This is a genomic window from Lactobacillus hominis DSM 23910 = CRBIP 24.179 (assembly GCF_000296835.1).
Lineage (GTDB): Bacteria > Bacillota > Bacilli > Lactobacillales > Lactobacillaceae > Lactobacillus > Lactobacillus hominis.
The window spans coordinates 35,772-61,006 of sequence record NZ_CAKE01000034.1; the positions used below are offsets into that span (position 1 = coordinate 35,772).

At 34.6% G+C, this 25,235-nt stretch carries 22 protein-coding genes and 1 pseudogene; 3 read left to right on the forward strand and 20 right to left on the reverse strand.

The genetic code is table 11. From position 1 onward, the window contains the following. Positions 1 to 34: 34 nt before the first annotated feature. The gene (locus tag BN55_RS09635; protein ID WP_008471791.1) at positions 35 to 1,435 is read left to right on the forward strand and encodes a DUF4767 domain-containing protein; all 1,401 of its coding nucleotides are present in this window, start codon (positions 35 to 37) and stop codon (positions 1,433 to 1,435) included. Positions 1,436 to 1,454: 19 nt separating this feature from the next. Here the strand turns inward: BN55_RS09635 and xerS are convergent, their stop codons facing one another. The 7 genes from xerS to parE form a co-directional block, all read right to left on the reverse strand. After that, positions 1,455 to 2,534, reverse strand: coding sequence for a tyrosine recombinase XerS (gene xerS, locus BN55_RS08910; protein WP_008471792.1), 1,080 nt, complete (start codon positions 2,532 to 2,534; stop codon positions 1,455 to 1,457). 1,417 nt (positions 2,535 to 3,951) lie between these two features. Beyond that, positions 3,952 to 4,641 carry a YoaK family protein gene (locus tag BN55_RS08915; RefSeq protein WP_008471794.1) on the reverse strand — a complete coding sequence of 230 codons (690 nt, stop codon included), beginning with the start codon at positions 4,639 to 4,641 and terminating at the stop codon, positions 3,952 to 3,954. Between the two features lie 12 nt (positions 4,642 to 4,653). Further along, the gene (locus BN55_RS08920) at positions 4,654 to 5,250 is read right to left on the reverse strand and encodes a peptidylprolyl isomerase (protein WP_008471795.1); all 597 of its coding nucleotides are present in this window, start codon (positions 5,248 to 5,250) and stop codon (positions 4,654 to 4,656) included. Positions 5,251 to 5,337: 87 nt separating this feature from the next. After that, complete coding sequence (locus tag BN55_RS08925; RefSeq protein WP_008471796.1) at positions 5,338 to 6,273, reverse strand: manganese-dependent inorganic pyrophosphatase; 936 nt, start codon at positions 6,271 to 6,273, stop codon at positions 5,338 to 5,340. A gap of 42 nt (positions 6,274 to 6,315) precedes the next feature. Continuing rightward, positions 6,316 to 7,269 (reverse strand): LysR family transcriptional regulator, encoded by a 954-nt coding sequence (locus BN55_RS08930; protein ID WP_008471797.1) that lies wholly within the window; start codon positions 7,267 to 7,269, stop codon positions 6,316 to 6,318. Positions 7,270 to 7,445: 176 nt separating this feature from the next. Further along, positions 7,446 to 9,929, reverse strand: a complete 2,484-nt coding sequence (gene parC / locus BN55_RS08935; RefSeq protein WP_008471798.1) for a DNA topoisomerase IV subunit A — start codon at positions 9,927 to 9,929, stop codon at positions 7,446 to 7,448. A gap of 19 nt (positions 9,930 to 9,948) precedes the next feature. Then, the gene (gene parE, locus BN55_RS08940) at positions 9,949 to 11,907 is read right to left on the reverse strand and encodes a DNA topoisomerase IV subunit B (protein ID WP_008471799.1); all 1,959 of its coding nucleotides are present in this window, start codon (positions 11,905 to 11,907) and stop codon (positions 9,949 to 9,951) included. Between the two features lie 96 nt (positions 11,908 to 12,003). Here parE and plsY point away from each other — a divergent pair, with 96 nt between their 5' ends. Continuing rightward, positions 12,004 to 12,645 carry a glycerol-3-phosphate 1-O-acyltransferase PlsY gene (plsY, locus tag BN55_RS08945; protein WP_008471801.1) on the forward strand — a complete coding sequence of 214 codons (642 nt, stop codon included), beginning with the start codon at positions 12,004 to 12,006 and terminating at the stop codon, positions 12,643 to 12,645. Between the two features lie 108 nt (positions 12,646 to 12,753). Continuing rightward, entirely contained in the window at positions 12,754 to 13,239 is a 486-nt protein-coding gene (locus BN55_RS08950; protein WP_008471803.1) for a DUF7679 family protein, read from the forward strand. Between the two features lie 29 nt (positions 13,240 to 13,268). On the opposite strand, the gene BN55_RS08955 is transcribed toward BN55_RS08950, so the two are convergent. The 13 genes and pseudogenes from BN55_RS08955 to BN55_RS09015 all read right to left on the reverse strand — a co-directional run bounded on the left by BN55_RS08955 (position 13,269) and on the right by BN55_RS09015 (position 25,076). Beyond that, positions 13,269 to 14,141 (reverse strand): aldo/keto reductase, encoded by an 873-nt coding sequence (locus BN55_RS08955; protein WP_008471804.1) that lies wholly within the window; start codon positions 14,139 to 14,141, stop codon positions 13,269 to 13,271. Between the two features lie 93 nt (positions 14,142 to 14,234). Continuing rightward, complete coding sequence (locus tag BN55_RS08960) at positions 14,235 to 14,837, reverse strand: LysR substrate-binding domain-containing protein (protein WP_008471805.1); 603 nt, start codon at positions 14,835 to 14,837, stop codon at positions 14,235 to 14,237. A gap of 52 nt (positions 14,838 to 14,889) precedes the next feature. Continuing rightward, entirely contained in the window at positions 14,890 to 15,777 is an 888-nt protein-coding gene (locus BN55_RS08965) for an aldose 1-epimerase family protein (RefSeq protein WP_008471806.1), read from the reverse strand. Between the two features lie 25 nt (positions 15,778 to 15,802). Beyond that, positions 15,803 to 17,197: an ATP-dependent protease ATPase subunit HslU gene (gene hslU / locus BN55_RS08970; protein WP_008471807.1), complete on the reverse strand. Its 1,395-nt coding sequence runs from the start codon at positions 17,195 to 17,197 to the stop codon at positions 15,803 to 15,805. A gap of 9 nt (positions 17,198 to 17,206) precedes the next feature. Continuing rightward, a complete protein-coding gene (gene hslV, locus BN55_RS08975) occupies positions 17,207 to 17,731 on the reverse strand; it encodes an ATP-dependent protease subunit HslV (protein ID WP_008471809.1) in 525 nt (174 codons plus the stop codon). Between the two features lies 1 nt (position 17,732). Further along, the gene (xerC, locus tag BN55_RS08980) at positions 17,733 to 18,662 is read right to left on the reverse strand and encodes a tyrosine recombinase XerC (RefSeq protein WP_008471811.1); all 930 of its coding nucleotides are present in this window, start codon (positions 18,660 to 18,662) and stop codon (positions 17,733 to 17,735) included. A 5-nt stretch (positions 18,663 to 18,667) separates the two neighbouring features. Continuing rightward, entirely contained in the window at positions 18,668 to 20,011 is a 1,344-nt protein-coding gene (gene trmFO / locus BN55_RS08985; protein WP_337464699.1) for a methylenetetrahydrofolate--tRNA-(uracil(54)-C(5))-methyltransferase (FADH(2)-oxidizing) TrmFO, read from the reverse strand. 64 nt (positions 20,012 to 20,075) lie between these two features. Then, positions 20,076 to 22,154 carry a type I DNA topoisomerase gene (gene topA / locus BN55_RS08990; protein WP_008471813.1) on the reverse strand — a complete coding sequence of 693 codons (2,079 nt, stop codon included), beginning with the start codon at positions 22,152 to 22,154 and terminating at the stop codon, positions 20,076 to 20,078. A gap of 66 nt (positions 22,155 to 22,220) precedes the next feature. Then, a pseudogene (locus tag BN55_RS08995) lies at positions 22,221 to 22,454 on the reverse strand (DNA-processing protein DprA); the annotation flags it as partial. 629 nt (positions 22,455 to 23,083) lie between these two features. Further along, positions 23,084 to 24,166, reverse strand: coding sequence for a GH25 family lysozyme (locus BN55_RS09000; protein WP_008471815.1), 1,083 nt, complete (start codon positions 24,164 to 24,166; stop codon positions 23,084 to 23,086). Positions 24,167 to 24,204: 38 nt separating this feature from the next. Next, on the reverse strand, positions 24,205 to 24,714 hold the full coding sequence (locus BN55_RS09880; protein ID WP_008471816.1) for a hypothetical protein: 510 nt from the start codon (positions 24,712 to 24,714) through the stop codon (positions 24,205 to 24,207). Then, entirely contained in the window at positions 24,689 to 24,868 is a 180-nt protein-coding gene (locus BN55_RS09010) for a hypothetical protein (RefSeq protein ID WP_008471817.1), read from the reverse strand. Before BN55_RS09010 ends, BN55_RS09880 begins: the two co-directional genes overlap by 26 nt. Beyond that, a complete protein-coding gene (locus BN55_RS09015) occupies positions 24,855 to 25,076 on the reverse strand; it encodes a hypothetical protein (RefSeq protein WP_008471721.1) in 222 nt (73 codons plus the stop codon). Before BN55_RS09015 ends, BN55_RS09010 begins: the two co-directional genes overlap by 14 nt. Between the last annotated feature and the right edge of the window lie 159 nt (positions 25,077 to 25,235).

Genomic DNA, 25,235 nt, shown 5'->3' on the forward strand with positions numbered 1-25,235 from the left:
AAATTATCAAACACATGGGAAGGTAAAATTATTTATGAAATTTTGTCCTAACTGCGGAAAGCAAGTTAAAGAAGATGCAACTTTTTGTCCCAACTGCGGGCATAAGTTTGTTCAAAAAAATCAAAAGCCAATATTACAACCTGAGCCAAAGCCGAGTCAAAAATTCTGCCCAAATTGTGGTAAGACAGTTAAAAGTAATGCTGAATTTTGTCCAAATTGTGGCGAAGCAATGAGTGCTAAAGCAAAACAAGTGCAAGCTAGCCAAAACCAACAGCCTTCAGGAATGCCTACTAGTAATCAAGTAAAGCCAACTCCACAGCCTCAACCATCGACAAATCGTCGTACGACGCAAAAAAAGCAGGTTGATCCTAAAAAGGCTAAGAAGATTGGCTGGGGAATTGGAATTGCTGCCATTATTTTAGCAGCAGGCGGCGCAACGTTCTTTACCATTCAAAATCAACGCAATGCCCATCCTTTTGAAGCAAAGTCTTCAAAATCAGCTAAAGTCAAAAAGTCTAAATCGCACAAAAAATCAACTTCCGATAGCGATGCACTTTCTAAATTAAAAAATAAAGACTTGTCATCAAAACAACAAGCAGCACTCGTCGTTGCATATGCTTCTAAGAGATACAAGAAAAATGAAGATTGGGCTAATGCTTTGTCAAACTTGCAATCTAAAAAAGCTACAATCTATACTCCAGGATCTTATACTTTCGGTAAACATGATGTTGATTCACCTGACAATGGCAATCTCTATGTTGTTTCTCCAAGTGTTGGTTACACAGTAGATGGTCAAGATGTAACTTTTGTTGATACTGATGGTGATGGAACTCCAATTTCATTTAATAAGATAATTTCTAAGCTTGATGGCGAATTTTCTAAGTCTGATATTAATGATATTGCTAGAAATGTTGTATTTAGTTCTAAGATGGCAAGCAATCATTCTAATTCTTCTAATTCTGATTTGCATAAATCAAGCAAAAGCCTATGGAATAGCAACCAAAAAAATGATTTATCTGACTATATGAAATACTTTGGCGAACAAATGCACCAAGATGGCTATAAAGAATATGATGGACATACTCCGATAGAAATTAATAGTGGTGTTAAGTACCCAGATGTATTCAAGGAAAAAACTTTCAAATTGAATGGTCATTCCATCAATATTGGTTGGAATCCTGATGTAACTAAAGGTGATTCTAAGTATGACTACAATGTGGTAGCAATTTTTAATTATGATAAAGGCGCTGCAGAATTTCATATTACTTACTTGTTCTGTTATGACAAAGATGGCAATCCTGTAGTTTTAGTAGATCAAACTACTAATGGGGATGACATTGGAGTAAACAGAACAGAAAACAAATACTTAAATGCAGCCTTTGAAAAAATTGCTAATCATGAGACTCCAGATATGAGCGAAGATTTTGATAAATAAAAAATAACCAGGACGCTGATTATTCAGTATCCTGGTTATTTTTCTCTTCTGAGATTTTTTCTAATGCTGCTCGTTGCTTGCGCTGATCAACGTGGGTATATAAATCCGTAGCAGAAGTTCCTTTTTGTCCTAATTGCTGGGCTACTAGTACTTGATCTTTGGTCACAGCGTATAGTTCTGATGCTAAGGTGTGACGTAGTTTATGTGGGGTCAAGGGATGTCCGAAAGCTGCAGAATATTTATTGACCAATTTCTCGATGGCATTAGTAGTAATTCGTTTGGTTTTTCTATGATAATAAGTTAAAAAATAGGCTTGTTCATTTTTATCTGCATGATAACGATCGCTGCGAATGTCTTGGTATTGTTTAATGTAATCAATTGTCCAGTTAGCAATTGGCACACTATCGCGCTGACCACCTTTACGCCGAACGTCTAGGGTTGCTTCTTTAAGATTGATATTAGACAAATTTACTCCAGCACATTCTGATACTCTAATACCAGTACCTAAAATCAAAGCAATAATTGACATGTCACGTTGTTTATTCATTTTGAAAGAAACTAGAGCTTGTTTATTGCACTTTTTCTCATACTCCTGATCCAAAAAATCCATAAATTGATATTTTAAATCACCTGTGTACATATGCGATTCTAAGACGTGTGCACGGTAGTTTAAAGTTTTAGTATTATTTAACGAATTAATCTTTAACATCACGTTACGGTCAAAATATGGCTGCCCATGATTATTATCTGCTGTGATGGTTAGAAATTTATATAAAGAGCGCAGAGCATTAATTGAACGATTAATTGTAGTGGGGGAGTTAAGGCGACCTTGTTGGTTTTTGTTATGACCAAGATAATCAATATAAAGCATAATATCATTTCGACGTAAGTTTTCTAAAGTAGTCGTTGAAATGCCTCGGTTAGTTTTGGAATCAGATAGTCTTTCTTGTCTAAGCCAATCAAAAAAGCGACGAATTTCAGTCAAATATTGATAGGAGGTGGCAAGAGAGTGGGAGGTACCAAGATTATATTCTTTAATAAAATCCGGCATCTTTGCTAGTTCTTGCTCAATTAATGATAAATATTGTGAAGTTTCCATTATTTAATCTCCAAAAAATAGGTTAAATACAAACATATGTTTTATATAAAAATAATATCATATAATTGGGCATTTTGTAATACGAAACTGCACTTTTTTATATCGCACTCTCCTGCTGTTTTGTTAAGTAGGGAGGTTATTAAATGCTTTTAAAGTTGCAAATCTAAGAATTTATGTGTTTGAAGTATCTGCATAATTGATTTGATTGCTTAAATATGTAATTTTGTTTTTAAATAAACCTGAATAATTTATTTTGTAAGTAGAGCTAATTTATATTTGGACAAAAAATCTTTAAAAATAAAATTCAAGTAAATTGAATTCAGCATCTCACTAAATAAAGATTTCGAATGAAATTTTTATTTAATAAATGTAAAAATTGAAAATTTTAAAATCAATCAGCCAAATCTATAAATATCTCTTGTAAAAGAGGTCTTTATATTTGTTATTAAAATTATAGTTTTAATGATAGCAAGCTGAATAAATACCGATATATCAGCATTTTTATTTTAAATAAGAAATACATCTTACAGGAGTTGATACTAACAAGATGTGCTCCTTTGTATCTGAGTTACTACTACATTACATTTTTAAATCAGCGATTCACTTGCATGTTTTATCAATCAATGAATTTGAATTTCTATTAACTATTTATATTTATTGAGATATTTAAAACACATATTTTAATAAGTAAACAATTAACAATTTTTGGCTATTTAATAAATTGAATACTACAGTTAGTATTTTTGCTTAAATAGATAATTAACGACTAAAAACAACGAACTTGGCCTTAGAATCGTCGTCTCAGCACATGAAATTTGAACGATTAATTTAGATTCTTGATTAAATGATTTAAAGAATATATATTTTCAATCAATTAAATTTTGTTCGTTTAAGAAAGTAAAAAACTATTCATTGAATTATGAAATCAGAAATAGAGTTCTGACCATGATTTAGTTAAAAAATCTACATCAGGATATTAATTAGTTGTAATTATAAAACTACGTAAATATTTTTAGATTACTTGTATAAAATAATAATTTGAAATAAATACATACAAATAAATACAATCGTACTAAACATTGAGTTTTAGAATACGTCAACCATAAACGGCTGCATGCATGTCAATCTTTATTTTTTTGATTCTACTTTACATAATATATATTATACGAAGTTATTAACTATTTTCTCATCCACCTAGCGCTATTATTTGGTTGGTAGTCGCCTTCTTTCAAAAAATAAAAAAGTAAAGAATATAAATATCCTTTACTTTTGAACATTATCTAAGCGTATAAAAATTATTTATTCCTGAATGTAGTCATTATCCATTTGTAACCCAGGATCGTTAGATACTACCTTTATGTATTGCATAAGCATTTTTCCTTTAAATATTTATCGTTTTTAAAAATTAACTTTATCACTAAATCAAACTATTTTTTCTCTTATGCAACGAAATCATATAAAAAATGTTTATCAATAAAAGTAATATTCCGCCAAGCCAAATTGTTTTTAATACCCAATATTTTTGGACAAATGCTGAAATTATTGCGCCAACTGCAAACGCAATTACCAACCACATATAATTGACTGCTGCTGTGTGTTGCGACTTATCTGCACCAAAGAAATATGCGCTCCAAGCAACTGCTGATTTCTTTAAATTTCCTGTCGTAAACGCATTATTATATCCCATGCCTTCAATTTTGCTAAAAGATGCATTTTGCATGGCCAAGCCAAATGCGATTACAGGAACAATATAATAATTAGGCACTGAACTTGGAATAAATCCAATTACTGCACAAATTAAAATAATTGGAAATAAGCAAAATATTCGCCAATAATTGCTTTTAATAAATTTATGTAAAGCTCCGACAAGTACTAAACCCGCAGTAAAGGCAATAAATGTTGATGCACGATTGACCATTCCTTGAATATTATGATTTGCTAACGAATTGGCAAAAAACACGATATTACCGGTTTGACCAGCTGATAAGGTATGTCCCCGCTGAATATAAGTATAAGTATCGATAAAACCACTGCTAAAAGTTAATGATAAAGCTAATAATCTTGATTCAGAGGGCTTTTTTTCATCAAGTAATTTTTTAAAATTCAAAGTTTTTCCCTCTTAGTCTTGCTGATCAATTTTAATGGTTTTAATAATTACATCTTTTTTTGGCTTATCATTTGCCTTATCGCGAGGAACCTTAGCAATCTTATCTACGACGTCCATTCCGTCAATTACCATACCAAAGACGCTGTGGCGACCATCTAGCCATGGAGTTCCGCCTTGTTTATAAGCCTTGATAATTTCCTTAGGATATCCTGCAGGTTCCATTTCGCGAATGTAACGTTTTGGCATATTCTTGTTTTGAACAATAAAGAACTGGCTGCCATTAGTATTTGGACCGGAATTGGCCATTGATAAAGCCCCGCGTAAGTTGAATAATTTATCAGAAAATTCATCTTCAAATGGATGATGCCAGATACTTTCGCCACCGGTGCCATCACCTTTTGGATCGCCACCTTGGATCATAAAGTCAGAAATAACTCTATGAAAAGTAGTGTTGTTGTAATAGCCCTTTTGAGCTAATCTGACGAAATTTTCTACTGTCATTGGTGCTAATTTTTCAAATAATTTTATTTTAATATCGCCGAGACTAGTTTCAGCAGTCGCAATTGGTCCGACTTGTTTTTCAGGATTTAATTGAGGAAAATCTTTCATTTTTAACTCCTTATAACATACACTTTTATACATGAAAAAAGTGATCAGTTTGGTAACTAATCACTTTCTAAAATAAATTATTTTAGCTTAATTTTCAAATGCTTTGGTTAATGGTGGAACAACTTGCTTCTTTCTTGATACAACACCTGGCAAAGCAACGCTAGAATCTTCAAGTTTCTTATCAAAAGCTTTTTCAAATACAGCCTTGGTTTCATCAGTTCCGACAACAATAGCTTCTGAATCTGAATCTAAAACATTAGTGATTACGAGCATGAACATGTCATATCCATTTGCTTTGCTTGATTCTTCCATAGCCTTAACAAATGCATCTTTACGCTCCATTGCTTCTGGTAAGTCAACAGTGTTAACTTGGGCAATTCTTACATTATGACCATTTAATTCAAAACTCTTAGCATCTAAGTCAATTAATTCTTCTTCTGATTTAGAAGCAATATTAGTACCTGCTTTAAGCAAAGCTAAACCATATTCGTTGTAATCGACGCCAGCAATTTTAGCTAAAGCTTCAACTGCCTTATGGTCCTTGTCAGTAGTAGTTGGTGATTTCAAAAGTAAGGTATCGGAAATAATTGCTGAAAGCATTAATCCAGCTAAATTCTTAGGAATTTCCATACCTTCTTCTTGGAACATTTCCCACATAATAGTACTGGTGCATCCTACTGGTTCTGCACGGTAGTATAAAGGATCAGCAGTGTTAAAGTTCATGATTCTATGGTGATCTACCACGTGAGTAACTTTAACTTTATCAATGTCAGAAACACTTTGTTGAGGTTCGTTGTGGTCAACAAGCATAACTGCATCAACTTCATTTGCTGCAGTCTTGATTACTCGAGGTGCTTTAAAACCAAACTTATCTAAGGCGTATTGAGTTTCATCATTTGGCTCGCCCAAAGCTACTGCTTCAGTATCGTAACCTCTTTGATTTTGAAAGTATGAATATGCAATAGCAGTGCCAATTGCATCAGTATCTGGATTTTGATGTCCAAAGACAAATTCTTTTGCCATTTATATTGAGCTCCTTTGATTTAAAATATTCTATTTTCTATTTTAAATTAACGAAGAGTACTCGTCTAGTCTAGAACTATAATCTTTTGCTTTTAAAAACTGTTTCCATTCATTCAAGAAATTGCTGAGTCTTGGAATATCAGCCTTGTTTTTACGGTAAAGGAAGCAACTCTGAAATTCAACTGCAGGAATTGCGTTAACAGTATGCAACTTGATATTTTTCTTATTTAATTCATAAAAACTTTTAGTTACAAAGGTATTGCATTTATTTGCTTGCGCAAAGTTAACCATTTGATGCGTTTCAGAAAAACGTGCTGAAATGTTTAATCCTTTTTCAGGTAATTTGCCAGAATAAAATCTAGTAAGTGTCTGAGGTAAATATGATCCCTTAGGATAAGAAACCCATTTTTCATCAACAATATCTTCTAATTTTCTCCTTTGTTTTGGACTTAAAACAATTAAAGAATCATCATAAATTTTTTCTGTCCAATATTGCTTCATGGCTGCCGGATTAGCATTACGATCTGGAACATAAATTATGGCAAAATCTAATTCATTATGATCCATCTTGTTCCATAATTCTTTGCGATCATAGAAAGTAAAGCTTAATTTGATTTCTGGGTATTTTCTATTAAAGGCTACTAAAAATTCCTCTAAAATACTTGAATCAAAAGTATTCAATGCCCCAATAGAAATCTGTCCAATATCAGACTCGCTATATTGCTGAATCGTATCAATGGCACCTTGAACAGTATTTAATAATTTATGAGCAGTTTCTTCCATCTCGATACCGGCATCAGTCAAGTATAATCTCTTACCAACTTGACCAAATAATGGTGAACCGACAGCTTTTTCTAATTTCTTAATTTGTTGCGTTAAAGCAGGTTGAGTAATACCAAGTATTTGAGCTGCTTGCGTATAGCTCATACTATCGATTAACTGAAGAAAATAGTGAAGCGATTTTGCTGACAAAACTGCGTCCGCATTAGACTTCATTTTACATCCTTCCTTTTTTATACATACTTTATTCTAACTATATTTTTCCGAGTTATAATTAGTCATCTATCCAAGTAATATAATAACACCTGTTGTCGTATAATCAAAATCTTTTTATTGATAAAGTAAAAAATAATTGAAAAAAGATAGGAACTTTTATCCTATCTTTTATTTCTTTACTCAAATAAATCACTAACGTCTTCTCTACCTGCCGATAAAGGTTTGCCTAAAGTTAAATCAACCGGTACCCCATCAGTGGTTGGATCTAAGACGAATGAGCCATTAGAATATCTGTCTCCCAATGGAAATTCATTTGTCTTAATAGTAATATGACGTGCACTAGAAGTTGTTAGTAACAATTCATGGTTTTGACCATATTCAACTAATGCTTGGATGCGGTGCGGTTTTGTCTTAAGTTCACGAAGAACTAAGACGCCACGCTTTGCTCGAGTTACTTTATTTACTAGTTTTAATTCAAATTGCTTGAATGCTCCACGTTGTGTGATAAGTCCTACATTGAGTTCATCAGCATATTTTGCATCAACTAAGACATAATTTACAACATAATCGTCGTCTTTTAGATTTACTGATTTTACGCCAGCAGCTTTTGCTCCAGAAACAGGTACTTCAGAAACATCAAATCTAATGGCGTAAGCATGGTTAGTAATCAAAGTTATTTCAAAATTGCTGTCTGCAGGGACTTTATCTACACGAACAACTTTACTGTCTTTACTCTTAAGTTTCATACTGGTAATCGCACGAGATTTGTAAGTCCTAGTTGGTTGCAAGTCCGCTAAAGCTACTTGTTTAATATAGCCATCGTTAGTTGCTAATAAGAAGTTATCATTTTGCTTAAGATCATCTACTTCAAAGACCCGGATAATTTCTTCATCCTGCGCTAAACCAATTTCTTGGGACAAGTGTTGACCTGTTTCTTTCCATTTGGTTTCGATAAGTTCATGAACAGGTCTAAAAATCATATTGCCTTTATTGGTAAAGATATAAAGGTTGCTCAAAGTAGACATTGTCTTTTCAAAAATGACTTTATCGCCATCTGGTAAACCATTATCTTCATCGTTAGTTGATTGGAATGAACGAATGGAAGAACGTTTTAAATAGCCGTCTCGACTTACTAAAACTCTGACATCTTCATCTGCCATTAATGCTTTTTCATTAATTTCGATCTTTTCAGCCTTTGCAGTAATTTGCGTTCTTCTTGGAGAACCAAAATCTTTTTTGACTTGCTTCAACTCTTTAGTGACAACTTTTTCTAAAACAGAATTATCATTTAAAATTTCTTGATAGGTCTTAATTCTAGTTTGTAAGTCTTCTTGTTCAGCTTTTAATTGATTTACGTCAGTATTAGTCAATCTATATAGTTGCAGTGAAACAATAGCTTCAGCTTGGTTAACCGTAAAGCCATACTTTTTAACAAGATTATTTTTAGCATCTTTTTTATCTTTAGATGATCTAATAGTCTTAATTACCTGATCTAAAATGTCTAAAGCATGGATTAGCCCTTCAACAATTTCCAAGCGTCCTTTAGCTTTATTCAGATCAAATTCTGTACGTTTTGTAACAACGTCTTTTTTATGCTCTAAGTACGAACTTAAAATTTGCTTTAAGCCAACTTGTACTGGTGCCATATGGTCAATGGCAACCATATTGAAGTTATAAGAAACTTGCAAGTCAGTATTTTTAAATAGATAGTTTAAAATATTTTCACTATCTGCGCCTTTTTTAAGTTCAATAACAATCGACAATCCGTGACGGTCAGTTTCATCACGAACTTCTGAAATCCCGTCAATTTCTTTATTTAAACGGATTTCATCGATTTTTTTGACCATCATAGCCTTGTTGACGCCAAAAGGAACTTCAGTGACAACGATTTGCTGACGATGTCCTTTAATGTCTTGAATTGCAGTTTTTGATCTAACCTGAATTCGGCCACGACCAGTTTCGTACGCTTCTTTAATACCTTTACTACCTAAAACAATTGCGCCAGTGGGAAAATCCGGCCCTTTTACAAATTGCATTAAATCATCAGTAGAGCTATCAGGATGCTTTAATAAATAAACAGCAGCATCAATTACTTCAGCTAGATTATGCGGTGGGATTTCTGTTGCATAACCTGCCGAAATTCCTGTCGAACCATTGACTAATAAGTTAGGAAAATGGGCAGGTAAAACAGTTGGTTCATATTCCGTATCATCAAAGTTTAGGATCATATGAACCGTATCTTTATCGATATCTTGCAGTAGCAAATTAGAAATTTTGCTCAAACGAGATTCAGTATAACGCATGGCAGCTGGACCATCGCCATCCATTGAGCCGTTATTTCCATGCATTTCGATTAAAGGTTCACGCATTTTCCAGTCTTGAGAAAGGTGAACTAAAGCGCCGTAGATTGAGCTGTCGCCATGTGGGTGGAAGTTACCCATAACGTTACCAACGGCTTTAGCCGCCTTTTTATAAGGCTTATCATACGTATTATTATCTTTATACATGGCATAAAGAATACGTCTTTGTACAGGCTTGAGCCCATCCCTAATATCAGGTAAAGCTCTTTCCTGAATAATATATTTAGAATAACGTCCGAATCTTTCCCCCATCACATCTTCAAGAGGGAGTTCCTTGATTCGTTCTTTTGATTCAACCATCTAAGATTTGTTACCTTCCTTAATTTCTACTAGTTTCCAAAATAGAGCCATCCTCACCCATTCTGAATTTAACATTTTCGTCAATCCATTTTCTTCTCGGGGCTACTTTATCTCCCATTAAAGTGGTAACTCTACGTTCGGCTAATTGAGCGTCGTCGATCTTTACTCTGATCAAAGTCCGCGTCTCAGGGTTCATAGTTGTTTCCCATAATTGATCAGCATTCATTTCACCTAATCCTTTGAAACGCTGTAAGGCAAATCCTTTGCCCATCTCTTTGGAATCAACCGCTAATTCTTCATCAGTCCATGCATATTGGATCTTAGCTTTATTGCCGCTGCCTTTTTGCAATTTATAAAGTGGCGGTAAGGCAATATAAACTTTGCCTGCTTCAACCATTGGGCGCATGTAACGATAAAAGAATGTTAATAACAAGATTTGAATGTGAGCACCATCGGTATCGGCATCTGTCATAATTATAATCTTATCGTAATTAGCATCTTTAATTTGAAAGTCAGATCCAACTCCAGCACCGATTGTATGAATCATTGTATTAATCTCTTCGTTTTTAAAGATATCTTGCAATTTAGCTTTTTGTGTATTTAATACTTTACCACGTAATGGCAAAATAGCTTGAAACTTACGATCTCGCCCTTGCTTAGCAGAACCGCCGGCAGAATCACCTTCGACTAAGAATAATTCATTTTTTTGTGGGTTACGTGATTGAGCTGGTGTCAATTTACCTGAAAGAATTTCTTTCTTTTTACGTTTTTTACCAGTTCTACTTTCATCACGAGCTTTTTTAGCAGCTTCACGTGCATCGCGTGCTTTTTGCGCTTTTTGAACTAAATTTTGGGCAAACTCACCGTTTTCCATTAAGTAGTAAGATAATTGCTCATAAACAATGCTGTCGACCACGCTTCGAGCTTGTGGAGTACCCAGTTTTCCCTTGGTCTGTCCTTCAAATTCCAAAAGCTCTTCAGGAATCTTTACAGATAATACAGCACTCAATCCTTCACGATAATCTGAACCTTCTAAACCTTTATCTTTGTTTTTCAAAAGACCTTGCTTTTTAGCATAATCATTAAAAGCTTTAGTAAAACCGCTTCGTGCTCCGACTTCGTGGCTACCACCATCAGCGGTACGAACGTTATTTACGAAAGAAACAAAGTTTTCAGAATAGCCATCATTATATTGACCCGCAAATTCAACTTCGATTCCGTCTTGCTTGCCAGAGAAATAGAAAATATTTCCCATTGTGTCTTTATCTTCATTTAAATATGAAACAAAGGACTTAATCCCATCTTCATACAAAAATTCGTCATGATGTTCAGGCTGTCTTTCATCAGTTAATGTGAACTTAACACCCTTTAACAAGAAAGCTGATTCGCGAATTCTTTCCTGAATGGTTTCATAATTGTAATTTGTTGTAGAAAAGATAGTGCTATCTGGCTTAAAAGTAATCGTCGTACCAGTCTTATCTTTAGTTTTACCTAGGTGCTTTAAAGTTCCAATGGGATGTCCACCATTATGAAATTCTTCTTCATAAGCTTCGCCACCACGAACAACTCTAACTTTTAAATATTCAGATAAAGCGTTAACTACTGAAGAACCAACACCGTGCAAACCACCAGAAGTTTGATAGTTTTTCTCAGTAAATTTACCTCCGGCATGCAAAACAGTTAAGATAACTTCAATCGTCGGCTTGCCTGAAGCATGCATCCCTGTCGGCATACCTCTACCAAAGTCTTGCACAGTAACTGAATTATCTTTATGAATAGTTACGTTAATCTCTTTACCATATCCTGCCATAGCTTCGTCAACTGAGTTATCGACTATTTCATAGACAAGTTGATTTAGGCCATGTTTGTCAGTTGAACCGATATACATTCCTGGACGTTTACGTACTGCTTCAAGTCCATGCAGGATTTGAATGGATGAATCGTCATAAGAATTAGTATTTTTATTTGTTTTAGCCAAATAAATTCCTCCATTTTTGAAGACAATTAAAATCAGCCCCACATGTAACTGATCTTTTGTTAAAATTAAGGTTAGATCTAAATGGGGTTGAAAAATATGTCTATATTGTTTTATTGTCTAACGTTTATTTTAGCATACTTAATTGGTTCATTTCCTACAGGTATGTTGATGGGAAAATTATTTTTTCATAAAGATATTAGAAAATATGGTTCAGGAAACATTGGAACAACCAATTCATTTCGTGTTTTCGGACCAGTTGCTGGGACGATTGTATTAGTTATCGATGTCTTAAAAGGCGCTTTAGCTACTGACTTGCCTTTGATTTTTCATTTACCAGGACCTAAGTATTTACTTTTAGTAGCTGGAATTTGTGCTATTTTAGGCCATACTTTTTCCATATTTCTTAAATTTAAAGGCGGAAAAGCCGTCGCAACTAGTGCTGGCGTCTTTCTAGGCTATAATCTTAAGTTCTTTGGAATATGTGCCATCGTCTTTTTACCAATTTTATTTATTACGTCTTATGTAAGCTTATCCAGCTTAATATCGATTGTAATAATTTTTATTGTTTCTTTTTCATTTCACGATATCTTTTTAACAATAATTTCAGGCATAATGATGCTTCTTTTATTTATTCGCCACAAGGATAATATCAAAAGGCTGATGCATCATAAAGAAAATATCATTCCTTTTGGTTTGTGGTACTGGTATAAAAAAGCTCACCACCAATTGAAAAAGTAGCTAATCAAGAAGTCGGTAACTTTTGCGTTACTGACTTTTTCTGTTAATATTATATATCATACAAACATTTGTTTGCAATGGAGAATAATTTTATAAAGGCAGCAAGTTATGAAAAACAAAGCCCAAAATGCTTATTTTATCTGGATTCTAGTAGAATTACCCAATGGACAAAGACAGTGGTATTGTATCAGTAAAATTCTACGTCATGCTCTTTATTGGGAGCGTGATAAAAATAAAAATAAATATTGGAAAAATAGTTTAATCGGTAGCTATATCAATGTGGCAACATCTGTTTATGTTCATAATCAAGCGCGCTTAACTGTGGCCAAAGTTTTAAAGATTAGAATTTATCCTAAACGTCCGCAAGATTGGCATTGGACTAGAAATCAATTTATCTCTGAGGACTCATTAAAGCATTTTAATACTGCTTATAATTTTATGAAGCATAATTATAGCTGGTATAACAAAATCGCTATCTGGTTTGCTTTAAGGCATTGGAAAAACGAATTAACGCAAAAGAAAATTAGCAATGCTAAGAAGAAAGTAAGAAAAATTCGTGGTAAATACGTTTATAAAAGTAAAAGAGCTCAATAGAGCTCTTTTTTAATATATTTAGTTATCCATTACTGATTTCTTAATTGCTTTAAACTTTCACCAAAAATGTCCTCAATAACAGCAGGATCTCTACGGTCAAAGAATTGACTTTCGCCTTTATCTAAGCCCTTAATTTTGATCATTTCATCTTCAGTTAATTCGAAGTCAAAAATATCCAAGTACTCTTTTTGCTCTTTTTCATGAGCAGATTGTGGTGTAACAATAATATTTCTTTGAGTTAACCAGCGTAAAATTACTTGACTTACTGTCTTGTGGTACTTTTCAGCAATATGCTTTAATTCTTTATTTTCTAATAAATTGTCCTTATCTTGAGCAAATGGGGCTTGGGCAGCTACTGCTACGTCCCTACCCTTGAAGAAAGCGACATCATTAGTTTGCTGGAACCATGGGTTAATTTCAATTTCATTAATTGCTGGTTTATCTTCATGGGCTAATTCCAAGTTCACGTATTGATCAGGATAAAAGTTAGCTAACCCAATCGATCTAATTTTACCTTGGCGTTTTTCATAAGATAAAGCATTCCAAGCGCCAAAAATATCACCATAAGGATGAGCTAAAACAACCAAATCAATGTAATCAGTATCCAGCTCTTTTAAAGTAAACTCAATGGCTTTATTTGCTTTTTCAAAGGTCATCTTTGAAACGTTAACTTTAGTAATAATAAACATTTGCTTACGGTCAACGCCAGTTTCCTTAATAGCTTCGCCTAAAGCAATTTGATTATCATCATTTGCACCTGCATCAATCATCCGATAACCGTTTTTAATAGCCATCTCTGCAGTTTGTCTTGCCTTTTCACGATCGCTGATTTGAGAAATATCTAGACCAACTACTGGTAGTTGATTTCCATCATTTAACTTTATTTCTGGAATTTCTGTCATTTTTAATTCCTCCTTCAATGCTTTACACCTGTATTTTAGGTTTTATTGAAGCAGAAATAAAATAATACGAACTCCAAGATCGCCTAATACCAATTATTTAAACTGCTGCTTTAAAATTTGGGCAAATGAATCAGTATTACTATTTCTAGCTTTACTCAATAAAAGATACTTTTCTTTTAGTTGCTTGCCTTGATTAAATAAAAAAAGCTTTTGTAAATCATCATTTTTGATTAATGGCGCTGTATATTCATTCATCAAAAAGAAACCTGATCCTGCTTGCGTCATCAAAATTGTCTCATTTAATGAATCATCGGCAATTAGTTGATTAGGAATTTTTAAGACATCACGATAATAATAGTATTCTGCTTTTTCTTCTTGAATAGAGCATGTAATAATGCAGCTATTAGCTCTTAAGTCAGCTAACTCGACAATTTGGGCATGTTTATCAAAGGTGCCTTTTTGAATTATCGCTATTACGCTTGCATCTGCAATTTGATAAGTATTTAAAGTATTTAAATTATCTTGTCGGTCATTGACTAACGCTAAATCTATTTTTCCATCCTGCAGTTGATCAATAATATCTGAATACGATAATGCCTTAGTTTCAAGATTTTGATCAGTGGATTTTTGCCTATAAATTGCTGCTGCTCTAGATAATTCTTTATTTCCTAAATTGTTTAAATATCCAATAATCATCTCAAAAAGTTCTTTCTATAAGCAAAAAAGACTGGCATCCAGTCTTTTTGATTTATTCTTTTTCATCATGAAAGGCAATTGAAAAGCCATTTTCCCAGGTATTATTTGGAGCTAATTTATTCATACCTTTTTTATCTTCCAAATTACCACTTGCATCTACTGTATCGGCAATTCCCCACCATGGTTCAATACAAATGTAATCAGCAGTTTGAGGATATTGTGACCATAATCCGACAAATGGAGCATTATCCATTTTAACATTAATGTGATAATTAGATTTTTCAGTTCGAATAGAGACTTTATTACGTCCCTTTAATTGAAAGACCCAAGCATCATCTTTAAATAGCAAATCGCTAATTTCAAATAGTGAGTCTGTAGCAACTAATGATCTATTTGCCCAATCAATAAGTGGTGCTTTTAAGGGAATTCGAATATGATCAACGGATGGCTCAAATTTGAAGTAGTAATCCGACTTAGTTAAACCATGATCAGTTGGTAAATTAAAACCAGGGTGTCCACCAATACCAAAGATCATTTCTTCATCACCAGTATTGGTTACATCAAATCTTTCTTCTAAGAGATTATTTAATAAAGTATAGGTAACTCTTAATTCAAAGTCGAAAGGATATGACTTTTTGGTTTCTTCGTTTGAGATCAATAAAAAAGTAATATGATTATCGTCTTTTTCTTCTACTGAAAAGTCCATATTACGGGCAAAGCCGTGTTGACCCATATGGTAAGTTTGGCCTTTATAACGATATTGATCATCTTTTAAACGACCAACAATTGGAAACAATACAGGAGCATGACGACCCCAAATCTTAGGATCAGCCTGCCACATGTACTCACGATTGCTATTGTTATCTTTAACGCTTTGAATTTCCGCACCATGGTCGGAAATAGTTGCAGTTAAAAAACTATTCTTAATTTGATAATCCATGATAAAAACTTCTTTTTATATAAATTTATAGAATGAACTTAGTTAAGTCCTTATTGGTAATTATATCACTCAACTTTTGATCAACATACTTTTGCGTGATAGTAATTTCGCCCATGTTCATTTCTGGGCCTTCATATAAAACATCTTCCAAAAGTTTTTCTAAAATAGTTGCTAAGCGTCTTGCACCAATATTATCTGTTCCTTGGTTAACATCATAGGCAATTTCTGCAATACGATCGATAGCTTCTTGAGTAAAGATTAACTTAATACCGTCTGCTTTCAAAAGAGCAATGTATTGCTTTAAGAGCGAATTGGCTGGATCTTTCAAAATTTTGACAAAGTCTTCTTGAGTAAGCGCGTTTAATTCAACACGGATTGGAAAACGTCCTTGAAGTTCAGGAATCAAATCGCTAGGTTTACTTTCAGCAAAAGCACCAGCAGCGATGAATAAAATGTGATCAGTCGAAACTGGACCATATTTTGTAGAAACAGTTGATCCTTCGACAATTGGCAAAATATCTCTTTGAACGCCTTCGCGAGAAACTTCGCCAGAAGTACGTTTGTTGCCAGCAGTAATTTTATCGATTTCGTCAATAAATATAATTCCGTTTTGCTGAGTTCTTTCAATTGCACGTTGGTATAAAGAATCATAATTTACTAACTTTTTGGATTCTTCTTGAATTAAGACTTCACGTGCATCAGATACAGGAAGTGTGCGTTTAATTTTTTTCTTCGGAATCAAATCGCCCATAAGGCTAGACATATCCATGCCCATTTGTCCCATCATATCGCCCATAGGGTTAACTTTAGGAGCTTGTTCAACTTCAATTGTTACTTCACGATTTTCAAGCAGGCCCTTATCTAATTGTTCAGCTACGCTTAAGCGTTGATTGCGAATGTCATCTGTAACTTCTTCATTATCTTGATTTTGATCCATATTAAAGTTACCTGAGAGTATTTGCATCATTTGTTGCATAGAATTTTCGCGATTATCACGTTTAATGCCAGGAACTAATAATTTGACTAAACGATTATTAGCATTTTTAGTAGCTGTAATTTTTACTCGATCAAATTGCTCTTTTTCTTCCATACGGACTGCTTCTTCAACTAAGTCACGCACCATAGATTCAACGTCGCGTCCAACATAACCTACTTCAGTAAACTTAGTAGCTTCTACTTTAACAAAGGGAGCATCGACGATTTTAGCTAAACGACGAGCAATTTCAGTTTTACCCACACCGGTAGGACCGGCCATCAAGATGTTTTTAGGAGTAATATCTTGTTGAACTTGTTTTGGCAATTGCAAGCGACGGTAACGATTATAAAGCGCAATTGCGACGGATTTTTTAGCTTCATCTTGTCCAATAATGTATTTATTTAAAAGTTCAACGATTTGTTTAGGAGTTTTTTCTTCAGACATATAATTCACCTAGATTTCATCACTCGTAATATGGTCATCAGTAAAAATATCAATTCCAGAAGCAATTTTAACTGCTTCAGTAGCAATCTCGCCTGCATCCATGCCTTGACTATGACGCGTCATGGCTAGTGCTGCAGCTTGAGCAAAGTTTCCGCCCGAACCAATAGCTACTACATCTTCGTCAGGCTCTAATACTTCACCATTACCAGAAATCAATAAAAGATCTTTATCGTTAAATGCGATAACCATGGCTTGTAATTTTGCTAAAGCAGGGTCTTTTCGCCAGCTTTGAGCCATTTCTACAGCTGCTCTTCTAAGATCACCAGAATAAGCTTCTAGTTTTCCTTCAAGCATTTCTTGTAAACTAACTGCGTCAGCTACTCCGCCAGCAAATCCAATTACAACTTTATTGTGGTAAATGCGACGAATCTTTTTAGCAGTAGCTTTAGCAATTACTTTTTCGCCTAAAGTAACTTGTCCATCACCTGCGATAGCAGTTTTTCCATTATATCTAACTGAACAAATAGTAGTCATATTATTTGGCCTCGTTTTCTTTATTATTTCTAGGAAAGAATTTTTGATAATCCGTTTGTAAGTGTTTCATCGTAACATGAGTATAAATTTGAGTTGTCGATAATGATTCATGTCCTAATAATTCTTGGACACTTCTTAAATCAGCGCCATTATTAAGCATTTGAGTTGCAAATGTATGTCTTAACATGTGGGGATGCACTTTTCCCGGAATCCCAGCTTTATTAAAGACCTTTTGCATTACATATTCAATTCCGCGACTTGTTAATTTCTTCCCTTGATCATTTAAAAATACGTAATTATTATCTGAATTTGTCTTTAATAGATCTTTCCTACTTTGATCAAGATAAGCTTTCAAAGCTTTATCTGTAGAATCGCTGAAGGGAACATAACGATCTTTATTTCCTTTTCCGTGAACCAGAATGAGCTTTAAATCAAAATCTATTTGATCCAAAATTAAATTACTGATTTCACTTAACCGCATTCCTGTCGCATAAAAAAGTTCAAATAAAGCCAAATTTCTCTTTGAAAGATCGTCTGAATTTTGACGTAATTGATCAAGAACCTGCTTAACTTGTTTTTCATAGAAAAATTGTGGCAAGCGCTTTTGTCCTAATCTTAGACTTACAGTTTGCATTGGATCCTGCGTAATCAATTTTCTTTTTATCAAAAAATTATAAAAAGATCGCAAACTCGACATCTTACGAGATTGAGTAGTTCGTGCAAGCGATTGACTAGCTAAATTTTGTAAGAAAATCTCAGCATCTCTTGTTTGGACTTTATCCCAACCAGAAAAACCACCATTTTCTTGTAAAAAAGCTTCGAATTCAGCTAAGTCTTTTAAATAAGCAGTAACTGTATTTTTACTATAGCCTCGTTCGTTTTTTAAATAATCATCGAATAAATTAATAAAATCGTCTTGATTACTAGACATTTGTCTTAAGCTTCCAATTCACTTTTAAACTCATTTAAATCAGCTAATGCTTTTTTAGAAATTTCTAAGTGTCTTTCCTGCTTATTGCGTACTTTGTGGTCTAATTTTGGCAAAAGTGCGTATGAAGCATTCATTGGTTGAAAATGTTTAGCTGAAGTTGTCGTAATATAGTTTGCCATTGAACCTAATGCAGTTGATTTAGGGAAAGCAATCGTATCTTCATCCTTGGCTAATCTAGCTGCATTGATCCCTGCAACTAATCCTGAACCTGCACTTTCTACATATCCTTCAACACCAGTTATTTGACCTGCAAAAAATAAACCAGGTTGTTTACGTGCTTCATAAGAAGCATTTAAGACTTCCGGACTAGCAATATAAGTGTTGCGGTGCATCTTACCGTAACGAACAAATTTAGCACCTTCAAGTCCCGGAATCATTGAAAAGACACGTTTTTGTTCACCGTATTTTAAGTGAGTTTGAAAACCTACGATATTGTACATTGAAGCTGAAGCATTATCTTGGCGAAGCTGCACCACAGCATAAGGAGTTTTACCAGTTTTAGGATCTTCTAAACCAACTGGTTTTAAAGGACCAAAGAGCATTGTTTTTTCGCCACGCTTAGCCATAACTTCAATCGGCATGCAGCCTTCAAAGACATTTTTATCTTCAAAACCATGTAATTGTGCAGTTTCAGCGTTAACTAATTCTTTTTGGAAGTTATAAAATTCCTCTTTAGTCATTGGGCAATTTAGATATGCGGCTTCGCCCCTATCATAACGTGATTTTTTATAAACAATATTCATATCAATTGAATTCGCATCAACAATCGGGGCAGCTGCATCAAAGAAATGAAGTGAATCAGTGCCGCAAAAATCTTGAATTTGAGCTGCTAAATCGTCAGAAGTTAGTGGACCAGTTGCAATAATAGTAATGCCATCTTTAGGAATCTGAGTAATCTCTTCTTCATGAATTGTGATATTAGGCATTTGTTTAAGCGTCTGCGTCACTTTTTGACTAAACTTATCGCGATCGACAGCCAATGCTCCACCAGCTGGAACAGCAGTTTCATCAGCTGTCTTCATGATCAAAGAATCCAGCTGACGCATTTCTTCTTTTAACAAGCCTACTGCATTTGATAATTGATTAGAGCGCATTGAATTAGTACATACCAACTCAGCAAAATTGGCTGTTTCGTGAGCAGGAGTTAATTTTTGCGGACGCATTTCATATAGATCAACGTCGACGCCTTGTTTAGCTACCTGCCAAGCTGCTTCGCTTCCAGCTAATCCGGCACCTATAATAGTTACTTTTTTAGGCATATAAGTTTCCTTCCATTTTTTTTTATTTATATAAAAATAATATCATCAAATCGCTTTCAATTTGATGATATTATTGGATTTTTAAATTTCTTAATTAATTTTCTTCAGGTTCTTCACGATAATCGCCATTTGGACATAAGATTACCAAGCCTTTCTTAGTCTTCTTTTGAACTAAATAGTGACCATCGTTTGGACAATTACGACCAATTGGTTGATCCCATGAAACAAAATCACATTCAGGATAACGAGAACAGCCATAGAATTTACGGTTACGCTTTGATTTCTTTTCGATAACTTCGCCTTTGCCACACTTAGGACAAGTTACACCGACTTTCTTAACAATTGGCTTGGTATTGCGACAATCAGGAAAACGTGAGCAAGCATAGAATTTTCCATAACGGCCCATCTTAATAACCATTGGTGCGCCACAAATATCACAATTAAAACCAGCTGGTTCATCTTTAATTTGAACCTTTTCAATTTGGCTATCTGCTTTCTCTAATTCCTTAGAAAATGGCTTGAAGTATTCATCAACTACCTTAACCCAGTTCTTCTTACCTACTTCAACATTATCTAAATCGTCTTCTAGTTGAGCAGTAAAGTCAACGTTAACAATATCTGGGAAAAATTCTTCAATTAAGCTGTCTACAATTTCTCCTAATTCAGTTGGTACAATCGAACGACCTTCAAGTTTTACATAGTATCGTCTTTGAATAGTATCAATTGTCGGAGCATAAGTTGAAGGACGACCTACACCATTTTCTTCCAAAGCATGAACTAAGCTAGCTTCAGTATATCTAGCTGGTGGTTGAGTAAAGTGTTGACGATCATCAGTTTTACTTAATCTGACTTCATCGCCTTCATTTAAATCAGGCAATTCTTTATTTTTTTCTTTTTCATTGTCATAAACTTTAGTAAAACCAGCAAACTTCATTTTTGAACCTGTTGTTCTGAATGTTACGCCATTTTGAACAATATCTGCGCGAACAGTATCAAAAACGGCTGGGGTCATTTGACTAGCAATAAAACGAGCCCAGATAAGCGAATAAAGCTTATATTCTTCTGGAGTTAGATATTGCTTAATTGATTCTGGAGTTCTAAAGGCTGAAGTTGGACGAATTGCTTCGTGGGCATCTTGAGCATCGGCATCATTTTTAAAATGTTGCGGCTTAACAGCAGCGTAATTTCCACCATATTCTTCGTGGATGAATTTTGATGCTTCATGCTTAGCAACATTTGCAATTCTCTTTGAATCAGTACGCATGTAGGTAATTAAACCAACTGAACCTTTACCCAAATTTACCCCTTCGTATAGAGATTGCGCAATACGCATAGTTCGTCTAGTACGATAGCCTAAGCGTTTATTTGCTTCTTGTTGCATTGTTGAAGTAGTAAATGGTGCAGCTGGTTGTCTACGACGATCTTTTTTAACTACTTTTTCAACAGTAAAAGTTTTCTTTTTATCAATTTTTGCTAAAACTTCTTTAACTGCATCATTATTTGGCAATTCAGTCTTCTTGCCATTTAAGCCATAAAATGAACTTGTGAACTTCTTACGATTCTTCGTAAAATCAGCATCAATAGTCCAATATTCTTGTGGCTTAAAGTTTTTAATTTCTTTTTCGCGGTCAATAACTAACTTCAAAGCCACTGATTGAACACGACCAGCAGACAATCCTTTTTTAACTTTAGCCCAAAGAATTGGCGATAAAGAATAACCAACTAATCTATCTAGAACACGACGAGCTTGTTGAGCATCTACAATGTCCATATCAATAGTTCTTGGATTCTTGAATGCATTTTTAACTGCATCTTTTGTGATTTCGTTAAAAGCAACGCGGTTGTTTTCTTTAGGATCTAAATTTAAGGCATGGGCTACATGCCAAGCAATGGCTTCTCCCTCACGATCCGGGTCGGATGCAAGGTAAACATACTTAGCTTTTTTAGCTTCGCTTTTAAGTTCTTTGATCGTGGCTCCTTTACCACGAATAGAAATATATTTAGGTTCATAATTATGCTCTACATCGACACCCATTTGTGATTTTGGCAAGTCACGGATATGTCCTTTTGAAGCAATAACATGATAGTTTCGACCTAGATATTTTTCAATTGTCTTAGCTTTATGTGGAGACTCCACAATTACTAAATTTTTCTTTTTCTTAGTAGCAGGCATCAAACTGCCCCTTCCTTGTACATTTTTATTACAAGTCTAAATTACCAGAAAACGATTTCTTGTCAACTAAAGCAAATTTTCAAATTCACTATTTACAATCGGCATCGCACCCGCTGCAATCAAATAATTCGGTCCCTCTGACAAAGGACTGGTTAGAGGACCTGGTACTGCAAAAATATTTCTATTTGCTTCTAAAGCTAAATTTGCAGTAATCAATGAACCCGATTTTTTCTTAGCTTCCGTAACAATTACATTTTCGCTCAATCCCGCAAGAATGCGGTTGCGCTCTGGGAACCTGAATAGAGGTAATTTAGATCTGCAAAATTACTGTTATATCAATATTTGTAGCAATTCAACCATAAAGCATGTGTGCCAAATGTGTGCCACATTTTCAATTTATAAATCACTTTTAAAGCTTTATATAGCTTTTTATAGTTTATACAACTAGTTTGAAAGATATGCAAGATTGAAATTTTTAAGCAAGGTGTTTGTCACTATTCTTTTTATTATGCTACAATTGTTCATGGATTTTGTGAGAGGTAATCAATTGGAATGGTGATTATCTCTTTTTCACTTGCTGATATGATATAATGAACTTGTTCTTATTTTGTTTTTTATTAGAACATCTTGTATTCAATAGAGATAGCCACTGCAATGACTGTCTCTTTTTTTGTACAAAAAAGCCTTGGAGTGATCCAAGACTTAAGATAGGTGTTAATTTTTACCATAACGCTAAACTAGTATTTAATTTATCGTTGTGAGATAGACCCCAGGAGCATGAGATTCTCGGCAATTGCCTTACTCCCCATTGGGAACTCAGCTTTATCCTTCATAAGTCATCTTACACACAATTATATCACAAAGATTAGATCACAAAAAAAGACCCATCCCAGAGAAATTAATCTCCAGAGTGGGTCTTTTAACATACTCTATAAAACAATGGTCGCCTTATCGCCATCTACAAATTTACCTGATTGTTCGTTGCCAATTAGCAAGTACTTGCCTGATCTACCTAGTACGTGCCAAGTAGATCCTTTTTCAAGGTGCTTGATACCAGCGTCAGGTTTAGCATTGTTTTGCGTCCATGCATTATCTGCAGTTATTTGAGCAATGCCCTTGCCATATGGATTAACAGCCAACGGATTAATCTTAGTCAATCCATCAGCTTGAGAGAACCATTGATTAGTACCAGCGCATACCGCACCGTCTTTAGCGCGGTTAATCTTAAATGTAGCACCATTAGGACGATGTCCTACTACTTTTTTAAGGGATGCATCTTCATATAAATCTGCACCATTAGGACGATTAATTTTAAACTGTCCTAGTTCATTATACTTAACTTGTGGATGCCAATTCAATTCGTCATCTACCTCCTCGTTCTTAACTTTAGAAAAGTCCATTAAAGCAATATTCCCATCTACACCTTGGTTGCACCAATTATTAGTAAACTGCCAAATGGCTACTCCGTCCATTGATGGAAAACAGCTGAAATCAGGTTGCGATACAGCTATGCCATTGCCTAATGGATAAGCTGCTACCCACAGCGAATCAGGAAACTCTTTTAAGATTAAAGACGTATTTACCCGATTTTTCAGATTATAAGCTCCTGAGTAAAGCATTGGCTTATATCCAGCCTTTTGGATCATACGCATAGATACTAAAATAGCTTGCGTATTAGCGGAAACAGGTCCATTCACTTCATTGCCGTCTCCTACTTCCCAGTCGGTAGCTAGAATAGATCCAGCCGGCAATCCTAAAGCCTTAGCTTGATAAATAGCAAGTTCAGCATTAAGTTGCGCTAAATAGCTGTTGTCAGAAAATACGGCAAAGAAATATCCATGTGGCGTTTGTCCGCTGGCTATAGCGCTAGCAATCTGTTGTTTAGCACTAGGATTGCGATAAGTGGTGCCTTCGGTCAATTTAACTATGACAAACTTAGAACCGAATCTGGCGTAATTATTTACGTTTGGTGGATTGTTGCTTGATACGTCCGCTCCGAATTGTCTTGCCATTTTTACGCTCCTTTCTAAAAGAATCAAAAATATATTGATTATAAGTGTAGGTCATCTAAGACGTCCTCACTCTCGGACTTAGAAATTGGCGAAGGTGTAGAAGTGGATGGCTTAACTTCTTGTTCTTTAGGTTCTGGTTTTTGAGCCATAACAGGATCAGTAACTTTAGGAACTTCAATTTTTTCTACTGGCTTATCAGCATTTACAGTTGAATCCTTGACTACTTCATCATAAGCGTGTTGCACAAAGTTTCTTACAGTTGCTTCATCAATGGTCAATTGAGGATACAAAACTTGGATCTGCTTATAAACTTCAGCCGTGGCGTCATTGAGTTTTTTAGAACCATCTTTATCATCAAGAGATGCCTGATAGTTAGATGCTCTTAAAGCTAGCGTTCCAACAAAATCAAAAACGTCAGCCATTTTAGGATGTTTGATTCTTAGCTTTTCGATCTTTGTTTTTGAATGTAAATAAAAAGCCCCCGTAGCTGTCATTAAGACAATAACGAAAGCCCAAATAGTATTAATCGTTAAGTCCATTTTGTTCATGGCTTACACCATCTTTCTTGACATCACCATGTTGCAAATAGCTTGCGATTTCAACAACATCATTTTTAATGTCTTCTGGTACTTGGTCAATTTCGATTTTGTGATCTTGGAATAAAACCACGTAATCCATGACGCGTGTGTTAATGTTTTTCATTTTTCAACAGTTCCTTTCGTAAAACTTCATTCTCTTCTTGAAGATGCTTAACCTGATTCTTGTAATCATCACGTTCACTCTTAAGTTCTTGGATAATATCTTGGAAAGTATCTCGCTTGTTTTTGTAGTATGCGTTATAAGCTGTTATCAGTACGCCAAGCAAAGTACTTGCTGCACCAATAATTAAATCTAAATGCAAGCGAAACACCTCCTACCGGTCGTGAGCTACATGCAAAATCAATAAAAATAGGACTATATCGCCGATGACGGTATGTCCCATTCTGAATTCTGATGTAAACAAGATATGTCCTAACTGTAAACCAGCTAGTCCTAATACAATTCCTCCACAAATTACTAGCAATGTTCG

Coding starts and splice junctions, on each gene's coding strand:
- BN55_RS09635 (WP_008471791.1), top strand. CDS start 35: ATGAAATTTTGTCCTAACTGCGGAAAGCAAGTTAAAGAAGATGCAACT.
- hslV (WP_008471809.1), bottom strand. CDS start 17,731: ATGACTACTATTTGTTCAGTTAGATATAATGGAAAAACTGCTATCGCA.
- BN55_RS09880 (WP_008471816.1), bottom strand. CDS start 24,714: ATGAACAAAATGGACTTAACGATTAATACTATTTGGGCTTTCGTTATT.
- parC (WP_008471798.1), bottom strand. CDS start 9,929: ATGGTTGAATCAAAAGAACGAATCAAGGAACTCCCTCTTGAAGATGTG.
- BN55_RS08960 (WP_008471805.1), bottom strand. CDS start 14,837: ATGATTATTGGATATTTAAACAATTTAGGAAATAAAGAATTATCTAGA.
- BN55_RS08955 (WP_008471804.1), bottom strand. CDS start 14,141: ATGACAGAAATTCCAGAAATAAAGTTAAATGATGGAAATCAACTACCA.
- xerS (WP_008471792.1), bottom strand. CDS start 2,534: ATGGAAACTTCACAATATTTATCATTAATTGAGCAAGAACTAGCAAAG.
- BN55_RS08950 (WP_008471803.1), top strand. CDS start 12,754: ATGAAAAACAAAGCCCAAAATGCTTATTTTATCTGGATTCTAGTAGAA.
- hslU (WP_008471807.1), bottom strand. CDS start 17,197: ATGTCTGAAGAAAAAACTCCTAAACAAATCGTTGAACTTTTAAATAAA.
- BN55_RS08965 (WP_008471806.1), bottom strand. CDS start 15,777: ATGGATTATCAAATTAAGAATAGTTTTTTAACTGCAACTATTTCCGAC.
- xerC (WP_008471811.1), bottom strand. CDS start 18,662: ATGTCTAGTAATCAAGACGATTTTATTAATTTATTCGATGATTATTTA.
- plsY (WP_008471801.1), top strand. CDS start 12,004: ATGTCTATATTGTTTTATTGTCTAACGTTTATTTTAGCATACTTAATT.
- topA (WP_008471813.1), bottom strand. CDS start 22,154: ATGCCTGCTACTAAGAAAAAGAAAAATTTAGTAATTGTGGAGTCTCCA.
- BN55_RS09000 (WP_008471815.1), bottom strand. CDS start 24,166: ATGGCAAGACAATTCGGAGCGGACGTATCAAGCAACAATCCACCAAAC.
- BN55_RS08920 (WP_008471795.1), bottom strand. CDS start 5,250: ATGAAAGATTTTCCTCAATTAAATCCTGAAAAACAAGTCGGACCAATT.
- BN55_RS09010 (WP_008471817.1), bottom strand. CDS start 24,868: ATGAAAAACATTAACACACGCGTCATGGATTACGTGGTTTTATTCCAA.
- BN55_RS08925 (WP_008471796.1), bottom strand. CDS start 6,273: ATGGCAAAAGAATTTGTCTTTGGACATCAAAATCCAGATACTGATGCA.
- BN55_RS08930 (WP_008471797.1), bottom strand. CDS start 7,269: ATGAAGTCTAATGCGGACGCAGTTTTGTCAGCAAAATCGCTTCACTAT.